An 11,178-nucleotide genomic window follows, 5' to 3' on the forward strand; every position below is an offset into this window, starting at 1 on the left:
GTAACATTCAAAATGTAAAGTAAAGCAACATTTGCAACGTTTTTATAAGCTGAAGTGGCGCTTCGCCCCTTGAGCCAAGAGAGACTGAAGAAACCTCCAAGCGAATTTGTCGCTCCAGAGGTAACCTTTGAGTGCACGAAGGGTTTGGGGTGAATAGCCCCCGTCACCGTAAGTAAAAAATCTCTGTTTTGGAGCTAATGTTGCTGATGTCCACTGACTTTACACAAAAGATATCTATATATACAAGCAAATTTATTACGCACAGAGTATTAATATGGCAATGGGACTTTATGCAGGCAGAAAGCTTTGCAACGCAAGAAAAAGGCTCAGACGGAATGATAGATATTACAAAAGAAGAATTCTAAGACTTAAGGAGCGCTCTGACCCATTAGAAGGTGCGGCTCAGGCTAGGGGTATAGTTTTAGAAAAAGTAGGTATAGAAGCCAAGCAACCCAACTCCGCTATTAGAAAATGCGTTAAAGTGCAGTTAATAAAAAATGGTAGACAGATTACAGCTTTCGCTGTAGGTGATGGCGCAATAAACTTTATTGAGGAGCACGATGAAGTTCTGGTCGAAGGTATTGGCGGTAGGATGGGTCGTAGCTACGGCGATCTGCCCGGAGTAAGGTATAAAGTAATACAGGTGAACAAAGTATCTCTTAAAGAGCTTGTTAAAGGAAGAAAAGAGAAGCCTTTAAGGTAATCGCAATGGAAGGAGCTTTACTTTTCGGTAAATATAATTGGAAAGAAGTTGTGATTAAAGATCAGGGCTTAATGCGATATATTAATTTAACTCCTCTGATACTGCCCCACCTCTCTTACGGTACACAGGCAAATAAATGGTTTGGTAAAGCTAGGGTCAATATTGTAGAGAGGCTCATCAACAATATGATGAGGACAGAGCATGCGACTGGCGAAAAGCAAAGAACTTACAAAATTGTAAGAGATGCCTTTGATATTATAGCGAAAAAAACCAAACGCAATCCAATACAGGTATTTGTAGATGCGATTCAAAACGCGGCTCCTTGCGAAGAAATTACACGTTTGCAATATGGCGGAATATCTGTGCCTAAAGCAGTAGATTGCTCACCCTTACGTAGAGTCGATTTTGCATTAGCTAATATTTGCAAAGGCGCTGTTAGCTCATCGCACGGCAAGAAGAAGAGAATAGAGGAATGTTTGGCAGATGAAATAATAGCTGCTAGTAGAAATGAAACAACTTCTTTAGCTATTTCTAAAAAAGACGAAGTTGAGAGAATAGCAGCATCTGCAAGGTGAAAAAAGTTGGGAAGGAAAGAAGAACTAATAAAGAAAGTACAGCGGTTGAGAAACGAGTTAGACAATATTCGCAATATAGGTACAGCAGCTCATATAGATCACGGCAAAACCACTTTGAGTGATAATTTGCTTGCTGGCGCTGGAATGATATCCGAAGAGCTTGCTGGAAAGCAGTTGTTTTTGGACTATGATGAACAGGAGCAGGCAAGGGGAATAACAATCAATGCGGCTAACGCTTCGATGGTGCACGAATACGGAGGTAAAGAATGCTTGATAAATCTTATCGATACTCCAGGACATGTAGATTTTGGCGGAGACGTTACAAGAGCTATGCGTGCACTGGATGGAGTTATTCTAGTAGATTGCGCTGTAGAAGGAATAATGCCTCAGACTGAAACAGTTATAAGGCAAGCGATGAAAGAAAAAGTGAAGCCTATACTTTTCATTAATAAAACTGATAGGCTAATTACTGAGTTAAGGCTGAATCCGGAGCAAATGCAGGAAAGGTTTAGAAAGATTATTACAGGCGTCAATGAGCTTATAAGAAAATACGCTCCTGAAGAGTTTAAAGATCAATGGCTTGTAAAAGTAGAAGATGGTAGCGTGTGCTTCGGCTCTGCCTATCATAAGTGGGGTATCTCAGCACCTTTCATGAAAAAGACAGGTGTGACTTTTAAAGATATTTACGAATACTGCACTAAGAACATGCAAAAAGAACTGAGTGAGAAAGCACCTTTGCATGAAGTTGTACTTGATGCAGTTGTAAAGCACTTACCGTCTCCAACCGTAGCACAGAAATATCGCGTACCAACTATATGGAAAGGCGATATTAATAGCGAGGTAGGCAAAGGAATGCTAGCTTGTAGTAGCGATGCACCTCTTAGTTTAATGATTACTAAAATAATCATGGACCCTCATGTAGGCGAAGTGGCAATAGGTAGAATTTACAGCGGCAGTATAAGAAAAGGTCAGAAAGTTAGAATTGTGGGTATGCCTAGAGAATATACAGCTCAGCAAGTAGCGATTTCTGTAGGAGCTGATAGACTGCCTATAGAGGAACTTAACGCAGGCAATATAGTAGCAGTTACAGGTATTGAAGATGCAGCTGCCGGTGTTACAATAACTAATTGCGATATGGAGCCTTTTGAAAAAATAACTCATTATTCAGAGCCTGTAGTTACTGTGGCTATAGAAGCGAAGCATGCTACTGACTTGCCTAAACTTGTAAATGTGCTCAGAACTGTAGCAAAAGCAGACCCTAGTTTACAAGTAGAAATAAATCAAGAAACTGGCGAACATTTACTTTCAGGTATGGGAGAACTGCATTTAGAAATTACAGAATACAGAATAACTCACGATCATAAAGTAGAGATCGAGGTTTCTAAGCCTATTGTAGTATACAGAGAAAGTACTTTTGGTCAAGGAGGACCTTTCGAAGGCAAATCGCCAAACAAGCATAATAAATTCTATTTGACTGCAGAGCCTTTAGAAAAAGAAGTTGTTGATGCTATACTCAGAGGCGAAATCAAGGCTGAGGATAAAATAAAAGATTCTAAAGCTTTAGCTAAAAAGCTGCAGGAGCTTGGATTGAGTAAAGAAGACTCAAAAAACGTTAGAGCGTTTCATAAAACAAATGTTTTTATTGATGCAACTTGGGGTATACAATATTTACATGAGACTATGGAACTATGTGTTCAAGCATTTCACGAAGTTATGGAAAGAGGCCCTTTAGCAAACGAAAAATGCATGGGAGTAAAAATTAAGCTTGTAGATGCAAAGCTACATGAAGATTCTATACATCGAGGACCTGCACAAGTAATACCTGCAGTGAGGAATGCTATCTGCGGCGCTATGTGCCAAGCTCAAAGAATTTTATTAGAGCCGAGACAGAAAGTTTTTATTAATGTACCACCAGATGTTATGGGCGATGTTACTAGGGAAATGCAGCAGCGCAGAGCTACAATAGAAGATATCAAGCAAGAAGGCGATCTAGTAACTGTAATTTCAAATGCGCCTGTTGCGGAAATGTTTGGATTTGCTACAAGCATAAGAAGCGCTACAGGCGGCAAAGTGCTTTGGTCTACGGAGCATGCAGGCTTTGAAAGAGTGCCCAAAGAACTGCAGAGCGAAGTCGTTAGAAAGATAAGGGAAAGGAAAGGGCTTAAGCCAGAGCCTTACGATGAAGTTTATTACGCAAGCTGATTTATGGATAAAAAGAATAGAATAAAGCGAGCTTATAACGAAACTGCTGATTTTTACAATTCTAGGTATAAAGAAATTCAATATGAGAAATACAGAAGTATTTTCGCATCGCCTTACCTTTCTGCTGAAAATCTCAAATGCAAAATTCTAGACCTTGGTTGTGGTACAGGCTTACTTCTGGAGTTTTTAAAAGAGAGCAAACTCCCATATATTGTAGGTATAGATATTTCTGCCGAAATGCTAAAATTTTCTAAAGAAGAAAAAATACTTGGCGATGTAGAAATGCTACCATTCAAAGACAATTCCTTTGATCTCGCTTTTTCTTTTACAGTAATTCAAAATTTACCTACACTTAAAATTTTGGAAGAAGTGAGCAGGATTTTAAAGCCTGATAGTATCTTCGCATTCACAGTACTGAAGAAGAAGCTTCCAACAAAACTGCTTCAAAACCTTGCTAAAAACAAGTTCACTATTCTTGAAAAATTGGATAGCAATGAAGATTGTGGCTTTATCTGCAGAAACGAAAAAATAGCAATTAAGAATAAGCTATAGTGCAATCAAACTTGCAGCTGTAAAGCAGTCTCCTAAGCCGACAACATATCTTGGTTTTTCTACAGTAAAAGAAGGTACAGCAAAAGCTCTAGTTAAGCTCTTTTCCCAATAGGCTATATTTTTCTGCAGCTCAACACCTTTCTTATTTGGCTTGTTAGGAACGAAATTATTTAGTTCATCAAAGCTTGGCATGTAACCATACCTCGCTTTATAGCATGTAGCGAGTGAAGCGAACAGCAAAGAATTATGCATTCGCTGTTCGCTGCATTTACCAGCGCAAATTGAGAACTCACGAGTATGATATATTAGCTGCTTTGTGCTTTTGAGCATTCGTGCGCAAAAATCAATTAAACCTTCATTTGAGTAGCGCATTTGCTCGAATTCAAACTCGTTAAAACCGATACTATCTACAATAGGCAGTAAATATTTCATTACATGTTGTAATACTAAAGCGCTTTGAAATTCGCCCATTTCTAAGTGAATAAAAATTTTTTTGTTTAACCGCTTCCATTTCAAAAGCAAATCTTTGATTTTTAATATTTTATATGCATAGCTTTCGCTTAATATATGGAAGCCAGCAATTACAGCTTTGTCAATGCTTTTTATTACTTTAGGAACGTTGGTTATAAAATTGCGATCCAGCAATAGTTGAGAATTTTCGTAATCGTAAGTAGCGATAAACCTATTGCTAAATGGTATCTTCCTATTTTCAAACACATCACCTTTTTCAAATTCCAATATGTAATGAGTATTTGGTAGTCCTGTAGTGCCTTTAAATTTACATGCTCGTAGGAATTTGTTTTTAGTTGCTACGAAAATCTTCCTATCTAAAAGTTTTATTACATCGTTACTCTTGTTCGCTAAGTGAAGGTAAACATCGACATTGAGTTTAGCAGCGTCGTTTGCCATATTACCGGCTTGCCCACCAATTCTTATGATATCGTAATGCAATTTTTTAGTTAGGAAATTGATTGTAGATTTTGGTACAAAAAGCTCTTTCTGCAAACCTTTTCTAACGCACTCACGCAACGATTTTAAACTCGGATAAGAGCTTATTTTTTCTAACTCATAACCTCTAACTTTTTTGATTATGTCTATATTAGTATTGAAGCCAAAGATTACAGCATGCGCTAAATTATTGCGTACATATTCTATGCAAGATTTATATTGCTGCATGCTTGTCACTTTTAACAGTATTATAAAACCACAAAAAAGGCTCTACAAACTGAGACCAGTATTGAGCTGGATTTTTTACAGGCACTGCCATTGTATATGAAGGCGAGAATAGTTCTTGGGTATAGAAAACAGCCCCTTCGTACATTTGATGCTCTAATACGTTTATTAAAATCTGCTCTACCAACTCTAATTTTTTTAAACTCAGTAAAAATTTAATAAAGTAAGGTAGATCACGAGGCCAGAAAACTCTTTTATGATACTGCTCGTCATTCAAATAAACTTCTCCTATGTTCCTTACAACTAAACCGAATAATTTTCCGTTTCTATATACAAACGATTTTTTCAAGCTATTAAAAATTCTTTCAAGTTCGTTATTTGAAAACAAGTCTGGTAAAAGGGCAAGCGCAACCACACTTAATGAATTCTCGATTTCGTTTCTTCTCATATCTTCAGAAACAATATCGCATAGTATATCGTTATAAAAGAAAACTCTTTTGAACGCACTCTTTCTATCAGCTGATGCAAACACGTTATCACTGACTTTCTCAAGTTCGCTAAGAAATCTCAGCCAAAGTGCGTTTACTTCTACTAAATAATAATATTCATCTACAGCCCAATGCTCCGGAAGCCTTGTGGGCGTATTACCAACTTTAGAATCAACCCAGCTTATATCGCAAGGTGTTAGTAATAATTCCTCATCTGATAATTTATAAACTTTTCCTATATTCTGAGCCAGTATACTTGCACGTGAAATAAGCTCTGCTTTCGTTTTTGGCTCTTTACAATAATCCAAATACTTAAAGCCTGTGAGAAAGCAAAGAAAAGATGTATCCAGACTGTTGTAGACAGGCTTGCCTTTGATAAACGTTGGTATGAGTCCGCTTTCAGAATCTTGGTAGCGAAATGCCAATCTTAATGCCTTTTCTATATATTTGCGATTGTAATTATAATAAATACCAAAATTATTATAAAGTCCTTCAAAGCAATCTCTAAGCCATAGCTGGCGAAACCAGCCGAAGCCAGCATCTGGCAGACAGATGTTATTTACAAAAATTCCAAAATTGTTTAATAAGCAATAGGCCCTTGCTAAAAGCGCTAGTTCGTAAAACACGCCATATCTAGAGCCAAAAAACTTAAAATACTTGCTTAAAAAATTCAATCTTATCAATTCTATTTGCTTACTACGCTTGACTTTTTCTGTATTGCATAAAACAAAAAGCTCAGCGCTTCTTTCAGTTTTAGGAATCAATGTTATACCCTCGATCTTCATAATAACTCTTCTTTCGTCTTGAAATACTATATTATCATCGATTTTCTTTCTGAAGCCAGAGCCTAATTTATAAACCCATTCCTGCCCATTAATATCGATATTTTCAAACTTTAAATTACCAGCTATGTAGCATTTTTTTGAATCTTTTGTGATTGTCAGATAGTTATTATTAAATTTGATTTTGTGACTGGCAAAATCAGACTTCTCATGCATGTGTCTTATATCTACTAAAGGAGCTATAGAAATTTTAGGTAATTTTTTAGTAGTTGCAAAGCTAACTTTCAAGCCTGTTTCTAAAAGCTCATATTTGGCTTTTAATAAACAATTTTCAAACTTGTATTCGTAGCTCGCATACCAAGGTGTTGCTCTAACGCATTGCGGTATTAATTTAAAATTTTCTAATTTAATGGCTATACCATCTAAAAATTTCCAGTTTTCGTTATTAATTAACGCGCAAAGCCCTTCGTAACTATAATCTCGATTTGGGACTGTATAATTATCAATACTGCACGAGAAAACGCTCTGGCCATATTCTATACGAGGATTGCGCAAAATAATACGCAAGTTGTATGCATAGCTTTCCTTTTGCGATTCTTCAGGCTTGTAGCTAAACTCAAGTTTCTTCTTTCCACAGAACATGATTCATAATAGCATGCTCGTACGTACGAATTACATGTTTTAGATTTTGCTCCCATTTGAAGATATCACTTTGGACTCGCTGTGCAGCGTTTGCAGATGTTTTTTTACGAAGATCCGGGTGCTCTAATACCATTACAATCAAGCTAGCAAGCAAGTCAGAATTTATTGTAAAATTTTCTACAGGTACTTTAAATCCATCTATACCACTTCTTACCACATCACTCATACCACCAGTATCACCTGTTATAACTGCAGGACCTACAATGCCGTTGCGCGCGCATGCATAATCAGCAGCTAACCCCTCAAGAGTGACTATTCCAAAGGGCTCGTAAAGTGACGGAAGTGCAAGTATATCTGGAGCGCACAGCAAAGAAGCTTTGTCTAAATCGCTAAGCCATGTTCTATCTATAACTACATCTTTTTCAAGCCCCATGGTCTTCAATTCCCACTCATACCGTTTATATTCCTCGTCGCTCATTGCAGAAGCTATAACTAAGCCTGCTCTTACTTCAGATTTTATTTTTTTCATTGCTTCAAGCAGAGGCGGCAAACCTTTTCTTCGCTCAGCTCTACCTATAAATAAAATCACAAATTCTTTTTCAGGGAACATTTTTCTAAGCACTCGCTTCGCATTAGCAATATTTTCAACTTGAATTTGTTTCCAAATGTCTAGTACTATACCATTAGGTATGCCTGCAGAGTTTTTACCAATTAAATGCATCTTCTCAGGCTCGAAGAACAAAAATCTTTTGTATTCACGCTTCTTCCATTCCCAGTAGTCGTAGCGCAACTTGCTTTCTTGCCCTTTTAACTCTTCAGCTAGTTTATCAGCTAATGGTAAAAGATTTGTAATTTCAAATTTTGTCTCAGGCACAGAAACGCCAATAATATAATCTGCTTCGTAGAAGGCACAAGCTTCTATTCTTACAGGCGCATTTTCTAAGTCAGGTTTCGCCATACTTCTACCAAACTCGCCTGAATGGAATCTACATATAAGCGGACGATTTAACTCACGCTTTGCTAAAAATCCTGCTGGAAATGCAAGCCAGTCTTGAGCATCAATACATGCAATATTGTAATTTAAATTTTCAACTAATGATTTTGCAATTTTACGCACTCCTTCCCAGAATGGGCACAGTACTCGGTTATAATAAGGGTCCAAAGTAGCTTTTTCTGATTTTATTCTATATTTCTGCCACAGCTCGAAATGAAAATCTACGAGCTCTTTTTCTGAAAGCTGATTTTCTATGAAATAGCATTTTTCTAGCCCACGGATTGCACTGTAAATTTTTAAGTTATGCTTTCTTGCAATTCCTTCGAATTTCTGCTCGTATTGCAGATCGTCTAATGGCAAGGCAATGTCGTGAGGCGCAAATACTAAAGGCTCGTAATCAGTCTCTTTCTCATTTATAGCTTTTCTCCATATAGGTAAATATTCGGTTGCAAATCTGTATAATCCTCCTACAGGTCGTTGTAGCTCCGTAATTAGGAATAACACATGGCGCATTTTTTTTACACTAAATTTAATCCCAAATGTTGTATAATATTCATGTAGTTTATAAATGCATCGTATGGATTTTGATGCTCAGCAAAATATTTATGCACTTCTTCATCGCCAAACCTTTTAGTAGAAATGTAATAGAGATGGTCAGTTGTTTGTAAGCAGCGCCATATATGCAATAATTTTCTATCTTTTTTATGCTTTACTAAACTCTCCAAGTTTTTCAATGCATTAAAGCAGGCTTTTTGCATTTCGTTACCAAGCCATGCAGAAGTATCTCTCTCTAAGTCTGCCCACGAAGTAATATTAGGGCAATCATAGTCTCCAACTGCTTGTAGCTGTGAAGCCTCGCTTAAAGTTGTACATTCTAAATGAGGATATTTTTTCAGCGCTATAGGAAGATATTTTAGAAATTCGAATATGCCAGTCTCTTGCCATTGATGCTCACCAAAAGTTTCGTAATCCATGAAAATATTTAAAACTTCGCCCTGGCATTTAGAGAGCCACTCAGCGTATTTATCTGCAGTAAGTGGATAATGCTCCCATTTATAGGCAGAGAATCTAAATGAGATATCGTCGCTCAGCAGATAATTTCTCAGAAGTGTTTTGATTCTGCAGTTCGGCGGCTTGTAAACATAATTTGGCGAGCGCCAATCCAAATTTATGCCCTCAGCTAGAATTGCTTTATAGCCCAAATCTTCAGCTATTTTTGCAATTTCGTTACTATAAATAAGCTCTGTATTCCTGAAGACTTTGCCTTTGTAATTAAATTCTTTCTTTATCAGTTCTCTATGCAGTTTTATCTGCTCTATAAATTCTTCTTTGTTTTCATATAAACTTGCAAGTGAATGATAATAAGTTTCGTTTAAAAACTCTACATTACCTGTATCTGCAAGTTCTTTAAAGCAATCAATTATCCCAAGTTCTTTGCACTGCTCTATGAAAACACCTGTAAGCGAGAGTGAAAATTTGAAATTGTGCTCTTTAATCAGCTGGAGCATTAACTTATTAGTCTGAAGATAGCATTTTTTAGCAACTCTCTCTAATATAGCTCTGTTTTTAGCGTTATCAAAATACAGATCTTCTAAATTATTACTCTTTTTGAAGTCCAGTATTGTAAGCCTTTTTAATCTTTTAGGCTGATGCACTTGGAAATAGAAACATATCTTCATTTTAGCTCATGATAAAGTTTGATTGTTTCTTCAGCTGCGTTCTCCCAGCTAAATCTACGCTCAGTTATTTCTCTTAACTCCTCTTCGCGCAATGTTCTGCTTAGAGCATCATATCTTAGAACTGCTATTATCTTATTTGCCATTTCGTCTACATCCCAGAAGTCTACAAGCAAGCAGCTTCTTACAAGCTCGCTCACGCCACTTGTCTTAGAGATTATTATAGGCACTCCACTAGCCATGGCCTCGAGTGGCGCTATTCCAAAAGGCTCTGAAACGCTTGGCAGTACAAAGACATCTGCTAATGCATAAAGTTCTGGAATATTCTCATCTGCTACATAGCCTGTAAAAGTAACTTTATCATAGATACCAAGTTGAACAGTGAGTTCAACAAGCTGTCGGAGCATTTCACCGCCACCTGCAACTACAAATCTTACATTACTTTCTAACGCTAATACTTTTTTAGCAGCTCTGAGAAAGAAGTCAGGTCCTTTCTGAACTGTTAATCTACCGAAATACATTACAATACGCTCTAGCCCCTTCTCAGCTTTAGCCCTTCTGAATCTTGTAGCGTCTATTGCGTTATAAATAACTTTTATTTTAGCAGGGTTTGCATTGTATTTATCAACAAGCTGAGCTTTAGTTCTTTTACTTACTGTTATAATACGATCTGCATTGCCTACACCTAATCTTTCAATTTCCACAATTTTATCCCAAGGAAATAGATTTGCAGTTCTATCATATTCTGTAGAATGGATTGTAAGTACAAACTGCTTTTTCAGCTTACGCTTTAGCTCAACGCCTGCAAGTGCAGTGAGCCAGTCATGGCAGTGAATTAAATTGTATTGAGCTTTTGAGTTCCGCTCTATAACAGATTCTACGCATTTTCTATTGTAAGCAGCTACATTTTCAAAATAATTTTGCGTCTCGCTACCATAAGGCTTGACAGCAGCATAATCTACAAATATCAGATTGGCACCGCTTTCCTCTACTCTATAATCTACTTTAGGCATGTAAAAATCTACTACTACACCTTTCTTTACTAAGCGCTTTATAAGTTCATAGCAATGTGTACCTAACCCTCCGCTTCTCCGCGGCGGTAGCTCCCAGCCGAGCATTGCAACTCTCATGATTATTTCCTCTCCCTTAAAGACCTAGACTCTCTGCAGAGTTTAAGTAATATCTAAGCTAATTAATTAACTTTGTGTATCTTTGGTTCGAGAGTGTCAACTTAAGGGTTAAATTTTGACAATCCCATCACCTCTCAAGCCTAGTTTAGCTAGGAGGGATGGGATTGATTTCCAGAATAGTAGAATGGATTGAGAAGAATAAAATCTTTTCGCGTAAGCGGAAAACAAACGAACAAAGAGCACTGGGTATGCTTCTGTATC

At 37.2% G+C, this 11,178-nt stretch carries 9 protein-coding genes; 4 read left to right on the forward strand and 5 right to left on the reverse strand.

Annotated features, from left to right (window positions below; all coding sequences use genetic code 11):
- The first annotated feature begins 274 nt into the window (after window positions 1-274).
- Genes QMD21_05980 through QMD21_05995 form a run of 4 tightly spaced genes read left to right on the forward strand, consistent with a single transcriptional unit; the run spans window position 275 to window position 4,032 of the window.
- On the forward strand, window positions 275-703 hold the full coding sequence (locus QMD21_05980; GenBank protein MDI6856312.1) for a 30S ribosomal protein S12: 429 nt from the start codon (window positions 275-277) through the stop codon (window positions 701-703).
- 5 nt (window positions 704-708) lie between these two features.
- Entirely contained in the window at window positions 709-1,278 is a 570-nt protein-coding gene (locus QMD21_05985) for a 30S ribosomal protein S7 (GenBank protein MDI6856313.1), read from the forward strand.
- Window positions 1,279-1,284: 6 nt separating this feature from the next.
- Window positions 1,285-3,480 carry an elongation factor EF-2 gene (locus QMD21_05990; protein MDI6856314.1) on the forward strand — a complete coding sequence of 732 codons (2,196 nt, stop codon included), beginning with the start codon at window positions 1,285-1,287 and terminating at the stop codon, window positions 3,478-3,480.
- Between the two features lie 3 nt (window positions 3,481-3,483).
- Window positions 3,484-4,032, forward strand: coding sequence for a class I SAM-dependent methyltransferase (locus QMD21_05995; GenBank protein ID MDI6856315.1), 549 nt, complete (start codon window positions 3,484-3,486; stop codon window positions 4,030-4,032).
- Here the strand turns inward: QMD21_05995 and QMD21_06000 are convergent.
- The 5 genes from QMD21_06000 to QMD21_06020 are packed head-to-tail and all read right to left on the reverse strand — an operon-like array spanning window position 4,027 to window position 10,917.
- On the reverse strand, window positions 4,027-5,208 hold the full coding sequence (locus QMD21_06000) for an ADP-dependent glucokinase/phosphofructokinase (protein MDI6856316.1): 1,182 nt from the start codon (window positions 5,206-5,208) through the stop codon (window positions 4,027-4,029). The two genes, QMD21_05995 and QMD21_06000, sit on opposite strands and share 6 nt — an antisense overlap.
- The gene (locus tag QMD21_06005) at window positions 5,195-7,117 is read right to left on the reverse strand and encodes an amylo-alpha-1,6-glucosidase (GenBank protein ID MDI6856317.1); all 1,923 of its coding nucleotides are present in this window, start codon (window positions 7,115-7,117) and stop codon (window positions 5,195-5,197) included. The genes QMD21_06000 and QMD21_06005 overlap by 14 nt, the downstream gene beginning before the upstream one ends.
- The gene (locus QMD21_06010; GenBank protein ID MDI6856318.1) at window positions 7,092-8,624 is read right to left on the reverse strand and encodes a glycosyltransferase family 4 protein; all 1,533 of its coding nucleotides are present in this window, start codon (window positions 8,622-8,624) and stop codon (window positions 7,092-7,094) included. The genes QMD21_06005 and QMD21_06010 overlap by 26 nt, the downstream gene beginning before the upstream one ends.
- 5 nt (window positions 8,625-8,629) lie before the next feature.
- A complete protein-coding gene (locus QMD21_06015) occupies window positions 8,630-9,790 on the reverse strand; it encodes a glycoside hydrolase family 57 protein (GenBank protein MDI6856319.1) in 1,161 nt (386 codons plus the stop codon).
- Window positions 9,787-10,917, reverse strand: a complete 1,131-nt coding sequence (locus tag QMD21_06020) for a glycosyltransferase family 4 protein (GenBank protein MDI6856320.1) — start codon at window positions 10,915-10,917, stop codon at window positions 9,787-9,789. Before QMD21_06020 ends, QMD21_06015 begins: the two co-directional genes overlap by 4 nt.
- Window positions 10,918-11,178: the final 261 nt, after the last annotated feature.

The organism is Candidatus Thermoplasmatota archaeon (assembly GCA_030018475.1).
Classification (GTDB): Archaea; Thermoplasmatota; JASEFT01; order JASEFT01; family JASEFT01; genus JASEFT01.

What these genes read in the sequence shown, in the direction of transcription:
- QMD21_05980 (MDI6856312.1), top strand. Translation starts at nt 275, where the DNA reads ATGGCAATGGGACTTTATGCAGGCAGAAAGCTTTGCAACGCAAGAAAA.
- QMD21_05985 (MDI6856313.1), top strand. Translation starts at nt 709, where the DNA reads ATGGAAGGAGCTTTACTTTTCGGTAAATATAATTGGAAAGAAGTTGTG.
- QMD21_05995 (MDI6856315.1), top strand. Translation starts at nt 3,484, where the DNA reads ATGGATAAAAAGAATAGAATAAAGCGAGCTTATAACGAAACTGCTGAT.
- QMD21_06000 (MDI6856316.1), bottom strand. Translation starts at nt 5,208, where the DNA reads ATGCAGCAATATAAATCTTGCATAGAATATGTACGCAATAATTTAGCG.
- QMD21_06005 (MDI6856317.1), bottom strand. Translation starts at nt 7,117, where the DNA reads ATGTTCTGTGGAAAGAAGAAACTTGAGTTTAGCTACAAGCCTGAAGAA.
- QMD21_06010 (MDI6856318.1), bottom strand. Translation starts at nt 8,624, where the DNA reads ATGCGCCATGTGTTATTCCTAATTACGGAGCTACAACGACCTGTAGGA.
- QMD21_06015 (MDI6856319.1), bottom strand. Translation starts at nt 9,790, where the DNA reads ATGAAGATATGTTTCTATTTCCAAGTGCATCAGCCTAAAAGATTAAAA.
- QMD21_06020 (MDI6856320.1), bottom strand. Translation starts at nt 10,917, where the DNA reads ATGAGAGTTGCAATGCTCGGCTGGGAGCTACCGCCGCGGAGAAGCGGA.